Origin of the sequence: Serratia sp. JSRIV004 (genome assembly GCF_019968705.1) — a bacterium.
GTDB classification, from domain to species: domain Bacteria; phylum Pseudomonadota; class Gammaproteobacteria; order Enterobacterales; family Enterobacteriaceae; genus Chania; species Chania fonticola_B.
In genome coordinates this window covers 337769-360380 of sequence record NZ_CP074140.1, presented here as the reverse complement: position 1 = coordinate 360380, position 22612 = coordinate 337769, and the positions used below count along the sequence as shown (strand labels likewise).

The following is a 22612-nucleotide window of genomic DNA, read 5'->3' as shown; positions in this document are numbered from 1 at the left end:
GACCGATCGAGTATCTCTGAAATTATAGTTTTTCACCTTGGATGACGGGACGATCGCGTTCGCTGATATGGGCTCTTTACTTGCAAAAGAGCAAGGGCTATCAGCTCCCTCTCCCTGTGGGAGAGGGTTGGGGTGAGGGGCCCAGTTCACTGTGGTATTGACCGCGATACTCCGACGGGGAACGTTCGGTGTTCTTGCGAAACAGGCGGCAGAAATAGTTACTGTCGACAAACCCGCAGGCGTGCGCCACCTCTTTCACCTTCATGTCATAGCGTTTGAGCAGGTGCTTCGCCTGCTCCAGCCGCACGTGATTAAGATATTCGTTAAACCCGATGCCACCGGCCTTCTGGAACAGATGAGAAAGGTAATTCGGTGAGATATAAAACGCCTGGGCCACCGACTCGCGGGTAAGCGGCTCACGATAATGTTCCTCCAGGTGACCCCGCACCGCATCAAACAGCGCCTGGCTGCGCGAGGCGGTTCTCACCGAGGTGCCAAACAGATCGAGCGCATGGCTCAGCAAGCCCTTTACCAGGAAACGCGCGGTAGGCTGATCGCTCTGATGCCAGGAGAGTTCGTTAAGCGCCTGCAACATGAACGACCCCACACGCGGGCCACGGCGCGCCACGTTATCCTTACCCAGCGGCAGCGTGTTTTCCCCATCCCAGCCCAGCAGGCTATAGCCGAGTTGCTGCTTGCCAAACAACAGGCTGAGCGTGGTTGTAGGTTGCTGCCAGCGCGGGCTGTTCCAGCCTTGCGCCGGGACAAACAGCACATCCCCCGGCAGCAGTATCTGTTGTTGCCGCACTCCCTGGCTGCCCTCCCACTCCATTTCCTGCTCCCCGTCCACCACCAGCTCAAGGCGTGGAAAGCCTACCTGATAAGCCAGCTCCGGGGCCGGATGTTGGTTACCGGCAAAATAAACCTGCCGGATCCCCTGCCCGTCATCGAGCAGCGGAGCCAACACGGCCACCAGCGGGTGTTTCATCGGGAATAATCCTTCAAACCAAGTGAACAACGAGACTTGATAATAACCAATAGCGGCGAGGAAAACGCGGGAGTAGAACAAGAAAAGGGCGCCAAAGCGCCCTTGAGTAAAATATCGTTTTTGGATCAGACCACCTGGTCGCGCAGACGCTGAGCCGCTAACACCATGTTGGCCAGCGACTGGCGGGTTTCTGGCCAGCCACGGGTTTTCAGGCCGCAGTCCGGGTTCACCCACAGGCGTTCCGCCGGGATATTCTGTGCCGCTTTACGCAGCAGCGCTTCGATCCATTCCACGCTTGGCACGTTCGGCGAGTGGATGTCGTAAACGCCCGGCCCGATTTCATTTGGATAGTCGAACTCTTTGAACGCTTCCAGCAGATCCATATCGGAACGAGAGGTTTCGATGGTGATCACATCGGCATCCAGCGCCGCGATAGAATCCATGATGTCGTTGAACTCGCAATAACACATGTGGGTGTGGATCTGGGTATCATCCTGCGCCACGGCGGCGTTCAGTTTGAAGGCATCCACCGCCCAGTCGAGGTACGCGGCCCAATCGGACTGGCGCAACGGCAGGCCTTCGCGCAGAGCAGGCTCGTCGATCTGGATAATACCGATACCGGCCTTCTCCAAGTCTTCCACTTCATCACGCAGCGCCAACGCAATCTGTTTGGCGATCACTTCACGGCTCACATCTTCACGCGGGAAGGACCAGCAAAGAATGGTCACCGGGCCGGTCAACATGCCTTTTACCGGCTTGTCGGTCAGCGACTGGGCAAACTTGGCCCACTCTACGGTGATGGCTTCCGGGCGGCTGATATCGCCAATAATCACCGGTGGTTTCACGCAGCGGGAACCGTAGCTCTGTACCCAACCGTTTTGGGTGAACACGAAGCCGTCCAGGTTTTCGCCGAAGTATTCCACCATGTCGTTACGCTCGGCTTCGCCGTGTACCAGCACGTCCAGCCCCAGGCGTTCCTGCTCGGCGATGGCCTGCTTGATATGTTCGCCGATGCTGGTGCGGTAGTTACTCCCATCCAGACGACCCTGCTTGAATTCCAGGCGCAGGCCGCGGATTTCGGTGGTCTGAGGGAAGGAGCCGATGGTGGTGGTTGGCCAGGCTGGCAGGTTGAAGCGATCGCGCTGAGCCTGAGCACGTTGTTCATAAGGGCGCTGACGTTCGCTGTCTTTGGCAGTGATGGCCGCCAGGCGTTGCTCCACCTGCGCATTATGCACACGGCTGGATTGGCGGCGGGCGCGGATTGGTGCGCTGTAGGCATCCAGTTTGGCTTGTTTATCTGCCCCTGGTGCATTCAGAGCTGAGCTCAACAGCGCCAGTTCGGCGCATTTTTGCAGCGCAAAGGCGAACCAGCTTTTCACTTCTTCGTCCAGGCGGCTTTCCACGCTCAGATCGATCGGGCTGTGCAGCAGCGAGCACGAGGTGCCGATCCACAGCGGGCGGCTACCAACCAGCGGCTGCAGGCGTTCAAACCAACTGCTCACATCAGCACGCCAGACGTTACGGCCATTGTTCACCCCAAGCGACAGCACCCACTCTTTCGGCAATGCGTTGTTCAGGGCAGCAGCATCATCTTTGCCTGCGACCAGATCCACATGCAGCCCCTGCACCGGCAGTTCGCGGATGGTGTCGAGGTTATGGCCAATGCTGTCGAAATAGGTGGTCAGCAGCAGTTTGACCTGGCCTTGCAGCGCGGTATAAGCCGGTTTGAAGGCCTCCAACCAGGCTTTAGGCAGTTCCAGCACCAGCGCAGGTTCGTCGATCTGTACCCACTCGATGCCGCGTTTGGCCAGCTCCGCCAGCACTTGCTGGTAGACCGGCAGGATATCGTTCAGCAGTGACAGGCGGTCGAACTGCTCGCCCTTCACCTTGCCCAGCCACAGATAGGTTACCGGGCCCAAAAGCACCGGCTTGATTTTGTGGCCCAGCGCCAACGCTTCGTCAACTTCATCCAGCAGTTGAGTCCAGCCCAGTTTGAACTGCTGGCCTTGAGTAAACTCAGGCACCATGTAGTGATAGTTGGTGTTAAACCATTTGGTCATTTCCGCCGCTGCCGCAGGTTCACCGGTGGGGGCGCGGCCACGGCCAATACGGAACAGGGTATCGAGATCGATCGAGCCATCTTTATTTTGGTGACGCGCCGGGACGTTGCCCAGCAGCAGGCTGGTGGTCAGCACGTGATCGTACCAGGCGAAATCGCCAACCGGCACCAAATCCACCCCGGCCTGCTGTTGTTGTTGCCAGTGACGAGCGCGCAGCTCGCGGCCAACCGCCAACAGCTCTTCCTGTGTTGAATTACCTGCCCAGTAACTTTCCTGCGCTTTTTTCAGTTCACGACGCAGACCAACGCGTGGAAAACCCAGTGTGTGATTTAGAATTGTCATCGTCATATTTCCCATTTAGCCGTCCAGATGTTTACACATCCATAATCCGCAGGTACTGTATGATCCACAAGCGCAATATTTTCACTGTCACTGTGAAGGACTCTCATGATCGAACTGAAACACTTACGGACCCTACAGGCTCTGCGTAATACCGGCTCCCTAGCCGCCGCCGCCGCACAGCTTCATCAGACACAGTCTGCCCTTTCGCATCAGTTCAGCGATCTGGAGCAGCGTCTGGGCTTTAAGCTGTTTGTTCGTAAAAGCCAGCCGCTGCGCTTTACCGCTCAGGGGGAGATCCTGCTACAGCTGGCAGAGCAGGTATTGCCGCAGATCCAACAGGCGCTGCAGGCCTGCCACGAACCGCATCAAACCACGCTGCGCATCGCCATCGAATGCCACAGCTGTATTCAGTGGCTGACGCCGGCGTTGGACAACTTCCGCTCCTATTTCCCGCAGGTGGTGATGGATTTCAAATCCGGCGTGACGTTCGATCCGCAACCAGCCCTGCAACAAGGTGAGCTGGATCTGGTGCTGACCTCTGACATTCTGCCGCGCAGCGGGCTGCACTATTCGCCGATGTTCGACTTTGAAGTCCGGCTGATCCTCGCTCCCGATCATCCGTTGGCCAATAAGCCGCACATTGAACCGGCAGACCTGAGTGATGAAGTGCTGATGATCTACCCGGTGCAGCGCCAACGGCTGGACATCTGGCGTCATTTCCTGCAGCCGGCAGGCGTCAGCCCGGCGCTGAAAAACGTCGATAACACGCTGTTATTGATTCAAATGGTGTCGGCCCGGATGGGGATCGCCGCGTTACCGCACTGGGTGGTGGAGAGTTTTGAGCGCCAGGGGCTGGTCGTCACCAAGACGCTCGGGGATGGCCTGTGGAGCCGCTTGTATGCCGCTACCCGCGACGGTGAGCAGCGCCAAACGGTCACCGAAGCCTTTATCCGCTCGGCACGTCAGCACGCCTGCGAGCATCTGCCGTTCGTGCGTGATGCCGCCCGGCCGATGGGCAGCCTGCCAGACACCAAATCCTTAGCGTCTTTAAGCTAGCGACCAGCCGCTTTCGGTGCGACCCAGCGGCGATGTACCCATAGCGAGGCGACAATCACCGAGCCACCGACAATAAAGCTGGCCCAGTGCGGCTGCTGATGCCAAACAGCAAAATTAACCAGCAGGCCCGCGGGCACATGCATATTGTTCATGATGCCCAACGTACCAGCATCCACCTGCGTTGCCCCGTAGTTCCACATAAAGTAGCCCAATCCGGAAGCCACCACGCCCAGCCAAACCAAAATGCCCCATTGCAGGTTGGTGGTTGGCAGTTGGTTCGGATTACCCCACAGGAACCAGGCGACCACCGCTACTGCCGCCGCACCCAGATAGAACCAGGAAAATGCCGTATGCTGCGGCAGCGGGTGCACTTCCATCAGGCGTTTGTAACCCACCATGCCGATGGCGAAACTGATATTCGCCGCCTGCACCAGCAGCAGCCCCCACCAGAAGTGATCGCTCAGTTGGTGGTAGCGGATAATCGCCGCCCCCAGCACGGCCAGCAATGCGCTGAACAGATAGCCCCAACGCAGACGGCGGCCGCTGATCAGATCGTAAATCAGCGTGATGTACAGCGGCGTCAGCACCGTAAACAGCAGGAATTCCGACACGGTCAGATAGAGAAAAGCACGGAAGCTAATCAGATACATGATACCAAGCTGGAAGGCACCCACCAGCATATACAGCAGGATCACTTTCAGCTTGATGTTGCGCCAGCGCAGGAACGGCAGAAACACCAGCGCAGCCAGCCCAACGCGCATCAGCACCGAGAACCAGCTGTCGACATTGCCTGCCAGGTATTCGCCGATCAGGCTAAAAGAAAATGCCCATAAAATGGTGGTAATAACCAGAAGCAGCACGACAAGTTCACCCTAAAAGATCCGAAAGGGCGATTGTAGCGGAAGGTGGAAAACAACGGGGGGAAAAGGCGGTTGACGTGTGAGCAATAAACAAACTAACGAGCAATTTTTTCTGGCTGCGTTAGGCTTAATACTCAGAGAATAAACGGAGATACACCATGAAACGTCACCTTATTATCACCGCCCTGCTGTGGCTACCTTGGCTGGCTGCGGCGGAAAACGGGGTCACTACGCTCAGCCAGCAACAGCAGTTTCTTAACCAGCGCGACCAGCAGGCACAGCAGCAGCGCATGCTGAACAATCAGCAGATGGAACAGCGCCAACAGCAGGGTTATCCGCTCCAGACCAACCAGCCCAAAATGCTGCCCTATAACGGCAACAACAACCCGATGCAGCCACAGATGACCACTGGCAAGATGCTGCAAAACGGCAATCAGCCGGTTAATCCCTTTAACCAGACAGCTCCGGTAATACCGCAGGCGCCGCTCCCGGCTACACCCTTACCCCCATAATAGTGAGGATTAACGGGGTGGTGATCGCCGCCAGCGCGGTGGACATCACCAGGCTGGTAGCGGCAGGGCCCGTTAGAACGTTAAATTGCCGTGACATCAGGTAGACGTTCACCCCCACCGCCATGGAGCCCAGCAGTACCACCACACGGGTCTCCATTGGGGGTAAATCCATTGACCAAGCCAGCAGCCAGACCACCATCGGCTGGACGATCAGCTTGAGAAAGCAGATGGCGCTGCTCAGTTGCCAGCCTTCGCTGATACGGTATTCCGCCAGCCCCATACCGAGCACCACCAGCGACAACGGAGCCGCTACCTGGCCCAGCATGCTAACCGGTTGATCGACAAACACCGGCAGTGGCAGGCCGGTCAGGCTGAACAGCGTGCCAGACAGGATGCCGATAATCAGCGGATTGGTCAGTACGCTGCGCGCCGTTTTGATAAAGCCTTGCAGCGTGGGGGAGCCATTGCGCGCCCATTCGATGGAGATGGTCACCAACGTCCACAGAATCAGGCCGTTGAATACCAGCACCAGAGCCACTGATGGGATGGCCTCCTCTCCCAGCATCACCGTGGCGATCGGCAGGCCAAGCATGACGTTATTGGAGAAAATGCCGCCCAGAGCGAATACCGACCCCGAAACGCCGTCCAGCTTGAAGATCCGCCGTGCGGCAATGCGGCCGATTACGAAGACGATCAGGCAACTGCCGAAGAAGGCGATCAGCAGGCGGGCATCCACTGCTGGACGTTGCGAGAAATCGCACATCATGCGAAACAACATGGCAGGCAGGGCGAGGGAAAACACAAAGCGGGTCAGGCCATCGGTGATGGCAGATGGCCACTTTCCCCAGCGGATAAGGCCATATCCCAGCACGATCAGCACAAATAACGGCAAAGACAGCACTATCTGGTGCCACAGCGAAACAATAAAGGCAGGCATCGCATCCCTTCCGATGGCGCGGCGGCAACGGGCTGACGTCGCTATGTTCTGGTTTAGTCAAAGTGAATGGCCCTCACCCTAACCCTCTCCCACAGGGAGAGGGGACCGATCGAGCTCGCTGATACTCCGGAGAAATTCAGGCTAATCCAGTGTACAGACTGCCATCAGAATCCGATCGAACTCTCTGATACCCCGGAAGAAACTCTGGCTAACACAGTGCACTGACTGGCTCCCTCTCCCTGTGGGAGAGGGTCGGGGTGAGGGGTCATCTTTATCTACTAAATTAACCGTTTAAAAATCCGGACCGATCACATCTATCCGGTCGGTGCAAATACAGTCAACGCCCCAATTCAATAACAAACGCGCCCGCTCCGGTTGATTGACGGTATACACCAGAATACGCAGCCCGGCATCTTTCAACGCCGCGACACGTTCAGCGGTCAGTTCTTTATGATTAATATGCAGCGAGACACAGCCCAGGCGCTCGGTCAGCTCCCGCCAATTGTCATCCCACTTGTCCAGCAACAGGCCGCGCGGCAGTTCTGGAGCGGTCTGCTGCGCCGCTGCCAGAGCTTCCACCGAGAATGAAGAAAGCAGCGGATCGGTTTGCCCTTGCCACAACATGCTGGCGGCAAAGGCCACCACGCGGCCGGTTTCCTCGTCGCTGCCGGTGGTTGGCTTGATTTCAATATTGGCCATCATGCCGTGCTGCCTGCAGCGCTCCGCCACGTCAGACAGCAGCGGCAAACGCTCCCCTTTAAAAGCCGAGCTGTACCAGTCACCGGCATCCAGCTCTACCAGCTTTTCCCATGGCAGTTCGCCCGCCACGCCCCAGCCGTTGCTAGTGCGTTCGAGCGTGTCATCATGCAGCAGGAAAATCTGCCCGTCCTGCGCCAGTTTGGCGTCAAATTCGATCATCTTGTGGCCATGACGCGCGCCGACATCTATCGCCGCCAGGGTATTTTCCGGTGCCAGAGAACCGCCGCCGCGATGGGCGACAATATGGGGATAAGGCCAGGCTGTAGTCATCAATCCATCCGTGTTCCGCTGTGGGTAGCAAAAAAGTGCAGCGCCGACGCAGGCAGCTGTAAATACAGGGTACTGCCCGCAGGCGGCAAGGTTTCATGGCTCAGGCGGACGATCACGCCTGAACTCCCCCATTGACCGTGTGCCAGATTATCGGCACCGAGCAGTTCCAGCGTTTGCAGCTCTAGCGGGATCCCGCCCTGCTCGCGCGTACTCAGTTGAATATGCTCCGGTCGGATACCCAACGTCAACTCCTGTCCGCCCCACTGTGGCCGAGGCTCTGGCAGATCCAGTGCCATGCCACCGGTCAGTTGCAGCTGTTTGCCGTCCACACTCAGCGTGCCAGGCAACAAGTTCATCGCCGGGGAACCGATAAAGCTGGCGACAAACAGCGTCGCCGGACGTTGATAAACCTCGCTCGGCGTACCAATTTGCTCCGCCACACCTTTATTCATCACTATCACCCGCTGCGCCAGCGTCATCGCTTCAACCTGATCGTGGGTGACATACAGGCTGGTGGTTTTCAGGCGGCGATGCAGCTGCTGCAATTCCAGGCGCATCTGGACACGCAATTTGGCGTCCAGGTTGGAGAGCGGTTCATCAAACAGGAACACCGCCGGTTCGCGCACAATCGCGCGCCCCATCGCCACCCGCTGGCGCTGGCCACCGGAAAGCTCACGCGGTTTGCGTTGCAACAGCGGTTCCAACTCGAGAATACGCGCGGCCTCTTCTACCCGCTGACGGATGTGCTGTTTGCCAAAGCAACGGATTTTCAGGCCATAGGCCATGTTGTCGTACACGCTCATATGCGGATACAGCGCGTAGTTCTGGAACACCATGGCGATGCCGCGATCTTTCGGTTCCAGATCGGTCACACGCTGGCTATCAATATAGATATCCCCGCTGGTGGTGCGCTCCAGCCCGGCCACCATCCGCAGCAGCGTCGATTTGCCACAGCCGGAGGGGCCAACCATCACAATAAATTCGCCGTCAGCCACGTCGAGATCGATCTGCTTGATCACCGGCGTTTTGCCGTCGTAAGACTTGGTGACTGCCTGTAGTTTTAAACCTGCCATATTCGTTACTTCTCGCTATCAACCAGGCCGCGCACAAACCAGCGCTGCATCAGAAGAACCACCGCCAACGGCGGGATCAAAGTCAACATCATTGCCGCCATCACCTGATTCCACTGGGTCGGCGCGCCGGAGGTGGAAATCATGCTGCGGATCCCCGCCACCGCCGTACTCATCGAGGCGTCACTGGTGACCAGGATCGGCCACAGGTACTGGTTCCAGCCGTAGATAAAGGTGATGACAAACAGCGCCGCCAGATTGGTTTTCGACAGCGGCAGCACGATGTCCCAAAAGAAGCGCATCGGCCCGGCTCCGTCGATACGGGCGGCCTCCAGCAGCTCATCCGGCAGGGTCATAAAGAACTGACGCAGCAGGAAGGTGGCCGTGGCCGATGCCATCAGCGGCAGCGTGAGTCCGGTGTAGCTATCCAGCAGGTTGAGGTTGGAGATCACTTCCACCGTCGGGAAGATACGCACCTCGACCGGCAGCATCAGCGTCATGAAGATCAGCCAGAAGAACAGGCTGCGCAGCGGAAAACGGAAATAGACGATGGCATAGGCGGACAGTACCGAGACCACGATTTTGCCGCAGGTGATCGCCAGCGCCATGATCACACTGTTGAGCAGCAGCATCGAGAACGGCACCTTGAGGGTGCCCACTCCGCCCTGCCAGATATGGCGGATGTTGTCCCAAAGGTGCCCTCCGGGGACCAGCGTCATCGGCACCTGAAACACCTGCTGATCGTCCAGCGTGGCGGCCACAAAGGCCACATACAGCGGGAACAGCACCACCAGCACGCCAACAATCAGCATCGTATGGCTGAAGATATCCAGCCCACGTCGGTTCTCAATCATTGGTAACGCACCTTACGTTCGACAAAGCGGAACTGGATCACCGTCAGGCCAATCACCAGCAGCATCAGCACCACCGACTGCGCCGCCGAGCTGGACAGATCCAGACCGGCAAACCCTTCACGATAGATTTTGTACACCAGCGTGGTGGTCGACTGTACCGGCCCACCGCCAGTAGCGGCGTCGATCACCGGGAAGGTGTCGAAGAAGGCATACACCAGGTTGACCACCAGCAGGAAGAAGCTCACCGGCGTGATCAGCGGCAGCACCAGGTTGAAGAAACGCCGCACCGGGCCAGCCCCGTCGATCGCCGCCGCTTCCACCAGAGAACGCGGGATGGATTGCAATGCGGCCAGGAAAAACAGGAAGTTATAGCTGATTTGCTGCCACACCGATGCCAACACCACCAGGAACATCGCCTGTCCGCTGTTTTGCGCATGGTTCCAGTCGTAGCCGAAACCGGCGAGCACATGGGTGATCAGGCCCATGCCGGGGCTGAACAGGAAGATCCACAGCACCGCCGCTACCGCAGGGGCAACCGCATAGGGCAGGATCATCAAGGTCTGATAGAAACGGCTGCCGCGCAGTACATAGTCCACCAGCGCGGCAAAGAACAGCGATACCAGCAGGCCAACACCGGCCACCAGGAAGCTGAACAACAGCGTGGTGTAGAAAGAGTCCAGGTAATACGGGTCCTGAAACAGCTGTGTGAAGTTGTCCAACCCGACAAACTGGCTGGAAAGGCCGAACGGATCGACGCTTTGTACCGAGTACCACAGCGCCTGACCGGCAGGCCACAGGAAGAACACGACGGTGATCAGCAGCTGTGGCAGCACCAACACATAGGGCAGCCAGCTACAGCCGAAGCCGGGACGGGATGATGACATAGGGTTAACCGTTAAATGGGGATGAGGGGCGGTATAAGCCCCTCACCCCAGCCCTCTCCCAAAGGGAGAGGGAGTGGATCGATGTCGTTTGGCAAAAGAACGCCCAATCTGACGCTTACTTGGTGGAAGCCTCGAAGCGGCGCAGCAACACGTCACCACGCTGTACCGCAGCATCCAGCGCCTGCTGCGGGGTTTTCTTGTCGGTCCATACGCTTTCCAGCTCTTCATCCACCACGGTACGGATCTGCGGCATATTGCCCAGACGCAGCCCTTTGGTGAACGCCAACGGTGGCTTGTTCAGCATCTGGCGGGTGGCCACATCGGCACCTGGATTTTTGTCGTAAAAGCCCTGCTGTTTGGTCATTTCATAGCCAGCAGTGGTTATCGGCAGGTAGCCGGTCTTTTGGTGCCATTCGGCGGCAATCTCAGGCTGGGCCAGATATTGCAGGAACTCCGCCACGCCTTTGTAGGTCGCCGCGTCTTTGCCGTTCATCACCCACAGGCTGGCCCCGCCGATAATGGCGTTCTGCGGTGCATTTTTGGCGTCAGCATCGTAAGGCATCATGCCCACGCCGAAATCAAACTTGGCGTATTTGCGGATGCTGGCCAGCGAGCCGGAAGAGGCGGTCGCCATGGCGCAGTCGCCGTTGTAGAACTTCTCGGTAGGTTCGTCCTTGCGGCCGAAGTAGGTGAAGTCACCCTTCTTGTTCATGTCTTGCAGGAACTGAATATGTTTCACCTGCAGCGGCTGGTTGAACTCGAGCTTGGCACTGGTGCCACCAAAGCCGTTGTTTTCACTGGCGAACGGCACACCATGCCAGGCGCTGAAGTTCTCCAGTTGGATCCAACCCAGCCAACCGCTGGTGTAGCCGCACTTCATGCCAGCCGCGCGCAGTTTGGCGGCATCAGCCGCCAATTCCTGCCAGGTTTTCGGTGGCTGATCCGGGTTCAAGCCCGCTTTCTTAAAGGCGTCTTTGTTGTAATACAGCACCGGGGTGGAGCTGTTGAAAGGCTGGGACAGCAGATGGCCGCTCTTATTATCGGTGTAGTAACCGGCCACGGTCGGCACAAACACCGATTCGTCGAACTTGACGCCCGACTCCTGGAACACCTGATACACCGGTTTGATCGCCTTGCTCGCCATCATGGTGGCGGTGCCCACTTCATAGACTTGCAGGATCGCCGGTGCCTTGCCGGAACGGTAAGCAGCTATGCCCGCCGCCAGGCTCTGTTCGTAGTTGCCTTTATAAACCGGGACGATCTTCACATCGCTGTGAGTTTGGTTGAAACGGTCCGCCAGAGAATCCACTTCGGTGCCCAGTTCCCCTTCCATCGAATGCCAGAAGGGGATCTCGGTGGCAGCTATTGCATGGCCGCTGACCGCCAGGGCCAAGGTAACGCACAACGTGGTTTTTTTAATCGCGTGAGCAAACATGCCTAACTCCTGAAAAAGCGGGTGTGATCAAAACGCGTGAGCGAAAAGAAACAGTTTTTGTTCGGATGCTAAACATGCCATGCGCGGATGACAGTAAAATAACTTTGGCGTGACAGCTAGATGACAGCGAGGTGAAGTGCAGATGGCGGTTTGATGTCGGCGGTAGGGAATTCTCCCCACCGCCGCAGAGAGATTACAGCGAGCGACGCAGGCGGGCAACGGCCTCTTGCATCTGTTGTTCGGTTGCCGTGGCAAACGACAGGCGGAAGGTTGAGCGATCCGGTTTGTCAGAGAAGAAGTATTCTCCCGGCACAAACACCACGCCCTGTTTCAGAGTGGTATTCAGCCACTCGGTGGCATCGAATTGCTGACGGAAACGCGCCCACAGGAACATGCCGCCTTTCGGCATATCAAAGCTGATCACATCACCCAGCTCTTTTTCCACCAGCCCGGCCAGGATCTCACCTTTGTGCTTGTAGGCCGCGCGGATCTTTTCGATCTGCGCCGGTAAACGATCCAGCCCCAGGTAACATTCGACGATGCTCTGCGACAGCGCGCTAGCATGCAGATCCGCCGCCTGCTTGATGATCGCCACTTTATGCAACAGGAACGGTGGCAAGATGGCCCAACCCAGGCGCAGGCCCGGAGCCAGGATCTTGGAGAAGGTGGAGGTGTAGATAATGTTTTCGGTATGGCCCAGCACCTGCTGCGAAACCTGATACAGCGTAGCATTACGCTCTTCGGTGAAGCGCAGCTCGCCGTACGGGTCATCCTCGATAATCAGGAAGTTATGCTCCACCGCCAATTTCACCAACTGCTCACGGCGTGCGGCGCTCAGGGTCAGACCGCTTGGGTTGCCGAAGTTCGGCACCACGTACACCCCTTTGATCTTCTGGGTTTTCAGCAGTTCAGCCAGCTCATCCACCACCATGCCGTCGCTGTCAGAAGAAACGGACATGACGTTGGCTTCCGCCAGTTCCAGCGTTTGCAGCGCCGCCAGATAGGTCGGGCGCTCTACCACAAACACATCACCAGGGTTAATCACCGCACGCATCACCAGATCTAACGCCTGCTGGGAGCCTGCGGTCACCACGATATCTTCCGGCTTGGCATTAACGCCACGCTGTGCGCATAGGGTACAGATGCCTTCACGCAGCAGTTCGCTGCCTTCAGTCAGCCCATATTGGAAAGCACTTTTCGGTTGTTCGGTAATAGCCTGCTGGGTAGCAATGCTCAATCCTTCGAAGTCAAACAGTGCATCAGAGGGAATGCCACCCGCCAGCGAAATGACGTTTTCCATTTTGCTGTGCTTGAGCAATTCGCGGATTGCCGAGCTTTTGACCTTTACGATGCGCTGTGCGAGTAGTCCTTCTGTCTTCATTGCTTGTTCTCGTAATCGTTAAGAATAGGGGCGCCACTCAGTGCGCCCTATGTCAATTACCCATGGTTTAACCACCCAGGTATGCTGACCGCACTGCTTCGTTTGCTAATAATGCGGCCCCCGTATCTTCCAACACCACGCGGCCGTTTTCCAGCACATAACCACGATCCGCCAGTTTTAGCGCCTGGTTGGCGTTTTGTTCCACCAGGAAGATGGTCATCCCCTCTTCGCGCAGCTGCTGGATGATATCGAAAATCTGCTGGATGATGATGGGGGCCAGCCCGAGTGAAGGCTCGTCCAACAGCAGTAACTTTGGCTGGCTCATCAGCGCACGGCCAATCGCCAGCATCTGCTGCTCACCACCGGACATGGTGCCAGAGCGCTGGCTGCGGCGCTCCAGCAGGCGTGGAAACAGGGTAAACACCCGCTCAATGCGTTGGTGATACTGCTCGCGGTCGGCAAAAAAACCGCCCATCGCCAGGTTCTCTTCCACCGTCATGCGTGAGAACACCCGCCGCCCTTCCGGTACGATCGCCACGGCCTCGCGCATGATGCGCGCTGTCTGCCACTGGGTGATGTCCTGATCCATCAAGGTGATGGACCCTTCACTGGCCCTTGGGTCGCCGCATAGCGTGCCGAGCAGGGTGGTTTTACCGGCACCGTTGGCGCCGATCAGGGTGACAATCTCCCCCTGTTGAATGTTCAGGCTGACCTGGTGCAGCGCCTGAATTTTGCCGTAATGGGCGGAAACCTGATTAAATGACAACATATGCTTATTCGCCCAGATAGGCCCGGATCACGTCCGGGTTATTGCGGATTTCTGCCGGTGAGCCTTGCGCCAACGGCGTTCCCTGATTCACCACGTAGATGCGATCGGAAATCCCCATCACCAGTTTCATATCGTGCTCAATCAACAGCACCGACACCTGGTGCTGGTCACGCAGCTCGACGATCAGATGATCCAGCTCATCGGTTTCTTTCGGGTTCAGGCCCGCCGCCGGTTCATCCAGCATCAATAGTTCCGGGCGCGTTACCATGCAACGGGCGATCTCCAGCCGACGCTGCTGGCCATAGGCCAGATTACCCGCCGAACGGTTAGCCATCTCCAACAGGCCCACACGCTCCAGCCACACTGCCGCACGCTCAAGCGCATCAGCTTCTGCACGGCGGAACGCCGGGGTTTTCAGCAAACCGGCAAACACGCCGCTTTTCAGATGCTGATGTTGGGCCACCAGCAGGTTTTCAATCACCGTCATTTCGCGGAACAGCCGCACGTGCTGGAAGGTGCGCACCACACCCATGCGGGCAATGGTCTGGCCGGAAAGCCCTTCCAGATGGCGATCGCGCAGTTTGATGGTGCCACTGGTCGGGCGATAGAACCCGGTCAGGCAGTTGAACACCGTGGTCTTGCCTGCGCCGTTCGGGCCAATCAACGAAACAATCTCACCTTGATGCAGTTCCAGCGCGACGTTGTTTACCGCCAGCAAACCACCAAAACGCATCGAAAGCCCGGCGACCGCCAGTAAAGGTTGAGTACTCATGCCTGCTCCCCCTTCACGGCTTTGATATCAGCCGCTTTCAGCTTCAACTGCGGGCGTTTCATCGGCAGCAGCCCCTGCGGCCGCCAAATCATCATCAAGACCATCAGCGCCCCCAGCAGCAACATACTGTATTCATTCAGATCGCGCATCATCTCACGGGATACTACCAGCAGGATCGCCGCCAGGATCACCGCAAACTGTGAGCCCATGCCGCCCAACACCACGATCGCCAGCACAAAGGCCGATTCCACAAAGGTGAAGGATTCCGGGCTGACAAACCCCTGACGTGCGGCAAACAGCGTGCCGGCAAAACCGGCAAAGGCGGCACTGATGGTGAAGGCGGTCAGTTTGATTTTGGTCGGGCTCAAGCCCAGTGAACGGCAGGCGATTTCATCTTCGCGCAATGCTTCCCAGGCACGGCCCAGCGGCATGCGCAGCAGGCGGTTAATCACAAACAGCGTCAATATCACCAGCAGCAGCGCTACCAGGTAGAGGAACACTATGCGGTCACTGGGATCATATTTCAGGCCAAAGAAGTTATGGAAGGTATCCCAGCCGCCGTCGCGGGCACTGCGGTTAAACTCCAGACCAAAGAAGGTGGGTTTCGGGATCTGGCTGATGCCGTTTGGCCCGCCGGTAATTTCGGTGTTGTTCAACAGCAGGATGCGGACGATTTCACCAAAGCCCAGCGTGACGATCGCCAGATAGTCTCCCCGCAGGCGTAATACCGGGAAACCAAGCAGGAAGCCGAAGATGGCGGTGACAATCCCCGCCAGCGGCAAGCTTTCCCAGAATCCCAGCCCGTAATAATGGTTCAGTAATGCGTAGGTATAGGCACCGATGGCGTAAAAGCCGCCGTAGCCCAGCACCAACAGGCCGGAAAGGCCGACCACCACGTTCAGGCCCAGCCCCAGCATCACGTAGATCAGCGTCAGGGTGGCGATATCCACCGTGCCGCGCGACACCAGGAACGGCCAGACGACGGCGGCAATGATGATCGCCGCTGCCAGCACCTTCTGGCGCATGGTGGAGCCGTCAAAGCTGGGTAAGACGAACGCCGGGCCGGAGATTTTCTTCATCCCATGCTGCATCAGCGGACGCAGCAGTTGGAAGAAGAACACCACCACACAACCGATACCAATCCACATCCAGCGCACTTCGGCAGCACCGTGCACCACCAGCTTGGTACCGTCGAGGCTCAGTTGCATCCCCATCAGGAAGGAGGCCATGACAAACAGCACGACCGTGGCAATACAGGCGTTAAGCAGACCGAGTTTCATACTTTCTCAACCTCCGGACGCCCAAGGATGCCGGTTGGCATCACCAGCAACACCACAATCAGCAAGGCGAAGGACACCGCGTCTTTGTATTCGGTGCTCAGATAGGCGGAGGTGAGCGCTTCAGCTACGCCCAACACCAGCCCGCCGATCATCGCCCCAGGAATGCTGCCAATCCCGCCCAGTACCGCCGCGGTGAAGGCTTTCATCCCGGCCATAAAGCCGATGTAAGGGTTGATCACGCCGTAGAACTGGCCGAGCAGCACGCCAGCCACCGCCGCCATCACTGCCCCGATCACGAAGGTGAGCGAAATCACCCGGTCGGTATTGATGCCCAGCAGGCTGGCCATCTTCAAATCTTCCGCACAGGCACGGCAAGCGCGGCCCATACGCGAATAACGGATAAACATCGTCAGCGCCAGCATCGCCAGGAAGGTGACGACCCAGATGATGAGCTGCATGGTACTGATGGTCGCGGCAAAGCCGTTGCTCTCACCCAGCACCCATTGGCCAGTGACCAGGCTTGGCAGCGCCACATCACGCGACCCCTGCGTCAGGCTGACGTAGTTTTGCAGGAATATCGACATCCCGATGGCGGAAATCAGCGCAATCAGGCGCTTGGAGTTGCGCACCGGTTTGTAGGCCACCCGCTCGATGCTCCAGCCATAGGCGCTGGCAATTACGATCGACACCAGGAACGCTGCGCCGATCAGCAGCCAACCCACGTCGATGCCGATCATCATCAGGGCGGCGATCACGATAAAGGAGACATAGCTGCCGATCATATAGACCTCGCCGTGGGCGAAGTTGATCATGCCGATAATGCCGTAGACCATGGTGTAACCGATGGCGATCAATGCATAGGTGCTGCCCAGCGTCACGCCGTTGAACATCTGCTGCAGAAAATAGAGAAACTGCTCTGACATACTCTGACCTTCTAAGGTGTTGTACTGGCCGACAAAGAGCGGCCCAACGGCCTGCTGGCGTTGCAGGCGCCGGGAATTCCCGGTTTGTAGATTTTGCTGTCAAGGTGGCCTCCACGCCCAAAAAACGCAGAGGCCACCTTAAACGGGCTTATTTAATCGGCGTTGATGAGCCGTCGGCATGCCATTCAAACACCCCGAACTCGAAGCCTTTCAGATCGCCTTTGTCATCCCAGCTCAGAGGCCCCATCACGGTTGCCACCGGTTGGCCGGTTTTCAGATCTTTGACGATATCTGCCGGTTCCTGGCTCCCGCTGCGCTCCATCCCGGTGACCAGTGATTGCAGTGCAGCATAGGTGGTCCAGACAAATGGCCCTGTAGGATCCAGTTTCTTGGCTTTTAATGCATCGACCACCGGCTGGTTGGCTGGCACCTGATCGTAACGTTTTGGCAGCGTCACCAGCATGCCTTCAGACGCGGCACCGGCAATGTTGGACAGCGAGGAGTTACCCACACCTTCCGGGCCCATGAAGCGGGTAGTCAAGCCCGCCTGTTTGGCCTGACGCAGGATCTGGCCCATCTCCGGGTAGTAACCGCCGAAGTAGACGAAATCGACGTTTTCTTTCTTCAGACGAGCGACCAGGGTAGAGAAATCTTTATCGCCAGCGGTGATGCCTTCAAACATCACAACATCGGTCCCCTGCTTTTTCAGGCTGTCACGCACTGAACGCGCCAGGCCTTCACCGTATTGCTGCTTGTCGTGGACCACGGCGATGCGCTTGGGTTTAATCTCGTTGAGGATGTAGCTGGCGGCCGTTGGGCCCTGATCGGAATCCAGGCCAGTGGTGCGCAGGATCATCTTGTAACCACGGGTGGTCAGATCCGCGTTGGTCGCCGCCGGGGTGATCATGATCACGCCTTCATCTTCGTAGATGTCGGAGGCTGGCTGGGTCGAAGAAGAGCACAGGTGGCCGATCACGTAACGAATGCCGTCATTGATGACCTTGTTGGCTACCGCTACCGCCTGTTTCGGGTCACAGGCATCGTCATACTCTACCGCCACCAGCTTATCGCCCTTGATACCGCCTTTGGCGTTGATATCGGCAATCGCCTGACGTGCACCGGTGAACTCCATATCACCATACTGCGCTACCGGGCCGGACATGGCACCCACTACGGCAATCTTGATGTCTTTTGCCACAGCGACATGGCCGATAGCCATCGCGATACAACCGGCCAGCAGCGCTTTACCCTTTGTTAATTTCATCCGCATATTCCCCATCTGTCGTTGTGAGTGTTGCTGTTGTATTTGTCACACCTAATCATTGTTTCTACCCGGCAGATTGCAAGTAACAGCCAACTGACCGTGGCTGGCAAAACGCCGGTAAATCGCTTTTATCTATAAGTAATAATGATTTAGGTACTTTTGCGACAATATTTTCTAATAAGACTTTATTTTTCATGTCATTAAACAGGAGTTTTCTTCTGCAAAGCAACTCCCAATGTCAGAAACAAGCGGTGTAAACAGCATAAAATCCGGATTAAATCTGCGACGTTTAGCGCAAGGAACAGCGCGATGTGCTGGTTAACACGCCATTAACTAACCGTTTACTCGGAAAATGCCCGCAGCAAAAAACATTTCGCGCAGACCTCGTATAGAAAAACTTACACAACGCACTGAGCAAGATCCATTACACTGTCGGCATCCCTTATCGGTGCGGAAATCCGGCATGAAACTGACCATTGAACGCTTGACCAGTTTGTCCCCTCAAGACCTTATCGACCTTGGTAAAATCTGGCCACATCAACAGCCTGAGCAGTGGCTAAGCTGGCTGGAGGAGGGTAAAGCACTGTTTGCCGCCCGCTTTAACGAGCGGCTGCTGGGGGCGGTAAAAATCGAGATAGCGGGCCAGAGAGCTCAATTGCACGACCTGCTGGTGCGCGAAGTGACACGCCGCCGTGGCGTGGGGCTGTATCTGATGGAAGATGCCCAACGCCAATTGCCACAGGTGCAACATTGGCAACTGGATACTACCGGGTTGGCCGCACGTGAACGTGGCGAAGTCGGCAACTTTATGCGTGCCTGCGGATTCCAGGCTCAGGGCGATTGCTGGCAAAAATGAAACGTTGGCTAGCTCTGATCGTCATTATGCTGCTCGCCGTCATGGCCTGGTTTGTAGGGCACTACCAGGCCATGAATCTTCATCAACCTTGGGATCAGCAGGCCTACGTTTGGCAAAGGGTGTGGACACCTCAGCATGCCGAGGCGCTGGCTGCCAGCCGTGACCTGTTTACTACCCTGCGCGTGTTGGGTCTGCAGGTGCATCCCCGTGAGGGTTTCCGGGACATCACGGTCAATACCGCCATGCTGAAACAAGATGGCCGCCCGCTATGGTTGGTAGTGCGGATAGACGGGCAATTGATGCAGTTGGATGAGGCCACCATCTATGCACGTCTGCAACAACAGCTGCAACGCTGGCAGGCGGCTGGTTTACCGGTGATTGGTGTGGAGATCGACCATGACGCCGCCACCGTACGGCTGCCCAAATATCAACAATTTCTGCACCAACTGCGCCAACGGCTGCCCTCTTCATTACAGCTAGGCATCACCGCCCTGCCCGCCTGGATCGGATCCCCAGCGCTGCCCGGCGTACTGCAACAGGTAGACAGCTCGGTGCTTCAGGTACATGCGGTGCTCTCCCCCACCCAAGGTTTATTCGACGGCCGGTTGGCGCAGGAGTGGACACGCCAGTACGCTCGCCTTAGCCCTAAACCCTTCCGTATTGCCTTGCCAGCCTACGGCATGGCTCTGCTAGGGTTCGATGCCCAGGGGGCTCTGGTTGAGAGCGAAGCCTCGCAGCGCGTGGCGGGCAAGGTCCAGGAACTGACCGTGGCACCGCAGCAGGTTGCCGATTTCTTGCAGCAGCTCGCACAACGCCCACTGCCACATCTGCGCGGCATTATCTGGTTCCGCCTGCCGCTGGAAAACGATCGCCGCGCCTGGTCGATGGCGACGCTATGGGCGGTGATCCAGCACCAGCCATTGCTCACCCACTGGCAGGTTAAATTTTTGCCGCAGCCACAGCAAAATGGGCTGTATGATTTGATGATTGAGAATCAGGGGCCGGTGGATGCTCCGTTACCGCGTGAGATCCACATTCAGGCCGAAGGTTGCCTGGCCGCCGACGCGGTAGGTCATTACCAGTTGGCAACGCCATCGGACCCCCAACGCTTTATCCGCATTAGCGGCGATCAGCTCCGAGCAGGGCAATCACGCCCCTTGGGCTGGCTACGCTGCCAACAGATCACGCCAGGAGGCACCCATGTCATACCTTGAATTGCACACTGCAGGGCACCGTCGCCGTGCGCTCCCGTTAGCATCACTGATCGCTGCAGCATTGATGGTGCCGCTGAGCGGCCAGGCCTGCGGGCCAGACTTCCCCAACCGCCTGCTGGTTAATCGCAACGGCACCCTGCTGTATATGCCTGAGGGTAACTTCGCTTTCGAAGCCACCCGTCTGGTACCGGTAGACCCACAGCTGCCACGCTGGCAGGCTCCGCCCATGGCCCCGGTGACACCGCCAAAACCGATGCCGCTTTCACCCGCACAGCAGGCCATTAGCCAGATGCGTGCTACCCACACCGTTGAAGAAGCCGACGCGGTGAATGCGCAAGGGCTATCTAATGCCGCGCGCTTATATACGCTGGGGGCGGTCGCCTTTGCCGCAAAAGATCCGCGGGCGTCGCAATATTTCCAGCAGGTGTTGGCGTTGCCAGCCGCCGAGCAGGAAGCATGGGGGTTACGGGCGCAATACTCGCTCGGCCGCCTGCTGATGGACGATCATGGCACGCCGGAAAGTGAATCCGGTAGCGAGCCGGTGGTGAAACATCCGGAGAAAGCGCAGCTTGAGCAGGCCTTGGCTGCCTTCCAACAGGTGATCGACCAGGTGAAAAGTGGCACCGCCGATCCCGATCAACTGGCACTGAGTAGCCTGGGCCAACAAGCACGTATTCATTTGTGGCTCGGGGAAATCGCTCCGGCAGCACAGCTATATGCTCAGCAGGCTGCCCAAGGCGATCCCGATGGCGGTCTCTCGCTGCAATATATCTCCTCCTATCTGATCAACCCGCAGCATGTAGAGGCGTTAAAACAGGCTATTCACGATCCGTTGGTGCAGCAATTGGTCACCATTGAGCTGTTCGCCCGCAGCAGTAATCTGGAGATGTCCGGTATCATTAACGGCGAGACCAGCGCCAAGCAGCTTGTCGATCAGACCCTGACGTTGCTCAATGACTCGGTTAAAAATGGTTTCACCGGTAGCGACCGGCTGGCGGCGCTGGCCTATCGTTCCGGGCAATATGCCATGGCGGCCAACCTGCTGAAAAATGCGGGAGATGGCGGTTTAGCCTGGTGGTTACGTGCCAAAATGGCCCTGCGTGAGGGTGATGTGAAAGCCGCAACCGCCGCCTATGCCAAAGCCGCAGCCGCATTCCCTACCGATGAAAGCTGGGGGGAACAGCGTAACGAAGACTTCGCAGCTGAAATGATCGTGCCGGATTGCCGTGTTGCCGGCGAGCAGGCCATTCTGGCGCTGAACCGTGGCGACTATCTGCAAGCGATGGATCTGATGTACCGCGGCAAAGAAAACTACTGGGCAGACGTGGCGGATATCGCCGAGCGGGTGCTAACGGTCGATGAGCTGAAAGGCTTTGTGGATAAGCATGCGCCAGCCCCCACCACGCCACTCAAGCCGGTCAAACCCGATGAATACAATGGCGAGCGGATCACCCAAGAGGTTCAACTGCGTGAATTGCTGGCACGGCGCATGATGCGCGTAGGTCGCTATGAGGAAGCGGTGAACTACTTTGCCATTCCAAACTACCGCCAAGCGGCGCAGGACTTTGCCAACCTGATGAAAGCGGCGAAGGATAAATCGGCAGATAAGAACGCACGCGCCAAAAGCTACTATCAGGCGGCGGCGCTGTTGCGCTCACAGGGGTTGGATTTCACCGGCTATGAAATGACGCCGGATTACAATATTTATGGCGCGGGGTATTCCTATCTGGGGGATGCGTTCAACACCAAGGACATCAAAGACAAGAGTTGGATCAGCGCGGCGGAAGCGGCACGGGCCAAGAAATCGTTGCCAGATGCAGATAACCGTTTCCTGCATTACCGCTGGCAGGCGGTGGATCTGGCGCAAAAGGCCGCCGACCTGCTACCGCCGAAAAGCCAGGCCTACGCTGCCGTGCTGTGTAATGCCGCTGGTTGGGTGATAGCCCGCGACGCCAAGACCGGCCGCGCGCTGTATCAGCGTTATATCAAGAATGGCACCCAGTTTGAGTGGGGTACCAAATTTGGCTATGACTGCCCCGCACCGGAGTTTGATCCCGCAGCCAACTAACTACAAAAACAGAAAAGCCCGGCGAGCCGGGCTTTTCGAACATTAAGCGCTATCAGTA

The 22612-nt window shown here is 57.5% G+C and carries 20 protein-coding genes; 5 read left to right on the top strand and 15 right to left on the bottom strand.

Features of this window, described 5'->3' with window-relative positions:
- Positions 1 to 100 precede the first annotated feature (100 nt).
- A complete protein-coding gene (locus KGP21_RS01570) occupies positions 101 to 988 on the bottom strand; it encodes an AraC family transcriptional regulator (RefSeq protein WP_094983290.1) in 888 nt (295 codons plus the stop codon).
- Positions 989 to 1113: 125 nt separating this feature from the next.
- Positions 1114 to 3390, bottom strand: a complete 2277-nt coding sequence (gene metE, locus KGP21_RS01565; protein ID WP_223536999.1) for a 5-methyltetrahydropteroyltriglutamate--homocysteine S-methyltransferase — start codon at positions 3388 to 3390, stop codon at positions 1114 to 1116.
- A 105-nt stretch (positions 3391 to 3495) separates the two neighbouring features.
- On the opposite strand from metE, the gene metR reads away from it, so the two are divergent.
- Positions 3496 to 4446: an HTH-type transcriptional regulator MetR gene (gene metR, locus KGP21_RS01560; RefSeq protein WP_021807976.1), complete on the top strand. Its 951-nt coding sequence runs from the start codon at positions 3496 to 3498 to the stop codon at positions 4444 to 4446.
- On the opposite strand, the gene KGP21_RS01555 is transcribed toward metR, so the two are convergent.
- Complete coding sequence (locus KGP21_RS01555) at positions 4443 to 5306, bottom strand: carboxylate/amino acid/amine transporter (protein WP_071681810.1); 864 nt, start codon at positions 5304 to 5306, stop codon at positions 4443 to 4445. The genes metR and KGP21_RS01555 overlap by 4 nt on opposite strands.
- A 158-nt stretch (positions 5307 to 5464) precedes the next feature.
- Here KGP21_RS01555 and KGP21_RS01550 point away from each other — a divergent pair, with 158 nt between their 5' ends.
- Positions 5465 to 5818, top strand: coding sequence for a hypothetical protein (locus KGP21_RS01550; protein ID WP_223536997.1), 354 nt, complete (start codon positions 5465 to 5467; stop codon positions 5816 to 5818).
- Here the strand turns inward: KGP21_RS01550 and KGP21_RS01545 are convergent.
- The 12 genes from KGP21_RS01545 to KGP21_RS01490 all read right to left on the bottom strand — a co-directional run bounded on the left by KGP21_RS01545 (position 5799) and on the right by KGP21_RS01490 (position 18416).
- A complete protein-coding gene (locus tag KGP21_RS01545; protein ID WP_223536994.1) occupies positions 5799 to 6755 on the bottom strand; it encodes an AEC family transporter in 957 nt (318 codons plus the stop codon). The genes KGP21_RS01550 and KGP21_RS01545 overlap by 20 nt on opposite strands.
- A gap of 291 nt (positions 6756 to 7046) precedes the next feature.
- On the bottom strand, positions 7047 to 7784 hold the full coding sequence (gene ugpQ, locus KGP21_RS01540) for a glycerophosphodiester phosphodiesterase (RefSeq protein WP_218519985.1): 738 nt from the start codon (positions 7782 to 7784) through the stop codon (positions 7047 to 7049).
- Entirely contained in the window at positions 7784 to 8857 is a 1074-nt protein-coding gene (locus KGP21_RS01535) for a sn-glycerol-3-phosphate import ATP-binding protein UgpC (protein WP_223536991.1), read from the bottom strand. Before KGP21_RS01535 ends, ugpQ begins: the two co-directional genes overlap by 1 nt.
- A 5-nt stretch (positions 8858 to 8862) precedes the next feature.
- A complete protein-coding gene (gene ugpE, locus KGP21_RS01530; protein ID WP_021181492.1) occupies positions 8863 to 9708 on the bottom strand; it encodes a sn-glycerol-3-phosphate ABC transporter permease UgpE in 846 nt (281 codons plus the stop codon).
- Positions 9705 to 10592, bottom strand: a complete 888-nt coding sequence (ugpA, locus tag KGP21_RS01525; RefSeq protein ID WP_021181493.1) for a sn-glycerol-3-phosphate ABC transporter permease UgpA — start codon at positions 10590 to 10592, stop codon at positions 9705 to 9707. Before ugpA ends, ugpE begins: the two co-directional genes overlap by 4 nt.
- Before the next feature lie 115 nt (positions 10593 to 10707).
- A complete protein-coding gene (gene ugpB / locus KGP21_RS01520; protein WP_223536987.1) occupies positions 10708 to 12027 on the bottom strand; it encodes a sn-glycerol-3-phosphate ABC transporter substrate-binding protein UgpB in 1320 nt (439 codons plus the stop codon).
- A gap of 193 nt (positions 12028 to 12220) precedes the next feature.
- Complete coding sequence (locus KGP21_RS01515) at positions 12221 to 13408, bottom strand: PLP-dependent aminotransferase family protein (RefSeq protein ID WP_021807791.1); 1188 nt, start codon at positions 13406 to 13408, stop codon at positions 12221 to 12223.
- Positions 13409 to 13475: 67 nt separating this feature from the next.
- On the bottom strand, positions 13476 to 14177 hold the full coding sequence (gene livF, locus KGP21_RS01510; RefSeq protein WP_021807790.1) for a high-affinity branched-chain amino acid ABC transporter ATP-binding protein LivF: 702 nt from the start codon (positions 14175 to 14177) through the stop codon (positions 13476 to 13478).
- A gap of 4 nt (positions 14178 to 14181) precedes the next feature.
- Positions 14182 to 14949 carry a high-affinity branched-chain amino acid ABC transporter ATP-binding protein LivG gene (gene livG, locus KGP21_RS01505; protein WP_025120109.1) on the bottom strand — a complete coding sequence of 256 codons (768 nt, stop codon included), beginning with the start codon at positions 14947 to 14949 and terminating at the stop codon, positions 14182 to 14184.
- Complete coding sequence (locus KGP21_RS01500) at positions 14946 to 16229, bottom strand: high-affinity branched-chain amino acid ABC transporter permease LivM (RefSeq protein ID WP_021807789.1); 1284 nt, start codon at positions 16227 to 16229, stop codon at positions 14946 to 14948. The genes livG and KGP21_RS01500 overlap by 4 nt, the downstream gene beginning before the upstream one ends.
- Positions 16226 to 17152, bottom strand: a complete 927-nt coding sequence (gene livH / locus KGP21_RS01495; protein ID WP_021181499.1) for a high-affinity branched-chain amino acid ABC transporter permease LivH — start codon at positions 17150 to 17152, stop codon at positions 16226 to 16228. The genes KGP21_RS01500 and livH overlap by 4 nt, the downstream gene beginning before the upstream one ends.
- A 148-nt stretch (positions 17153 to 17300) precedes the next feature.
- Positions 17301 to 18416, bottom strand: a complete 1116-nt coding sequence (locus KGP21_RS01490; protein ID WP_037376583.1) for a branched-chain amino acid ABC transporter substrate-binding protein — start codon at positions 18414 to 18416, stop codon at positions 17301 to 17303.
- Positions 18417 to 18879: 463 nt separating this feature from the next.
- Here KGP21_RS01490 and panM point away from each other — a divergent pair, with 463 nt between their 5' ends.
- From panM to KGP21_RS01475, 3 genes are read left to right on the top strand one after another with little or no spacing between them, the layout of a single operon-like run.
- On the top strand, positions 18880 to 19272 hold the full coding sequence (gene panM / locus KGP21_RS01485) for an aspartate 1-decarboxylase autocleavage activator PanM (RefSeq protein WP_059199090.1): 393 nt from the start codon (positions 18880 to 18882) through the stop codon (positions 19270 to 19272).
- The gene (locus tag KGP21_RS01480; RefSeq protein WP_223536984.1) at positions 19269 to 20486 is read left to right on the top strand and encodes a DUF3142 domain-containing protein; all 1218 of its coding nucleotides are present in this window, start codon (positions 19269 to 19271) and stop codon (positions 20484 to 20486) included. Before panM ends, KGP21_RS01480 begins: the two co-directional genes overlap by 4 nt.
- Complete coding sequence (locus KGP21_RS01475; RefSeq protein WP_021807786.1) at positions 20473 to 22554, top strand: hypothetical protein; 2082 nt, start codon at positions 20473 to 20475, stop codon at positions 22552 to 22554. Before KGP21_RS01480 ends, KGP21_RS01475 begins: the two co-directional genes overlap by 14 nt.
- Positions 22555 to 22612: the final 58 nt, after the last annotated feature.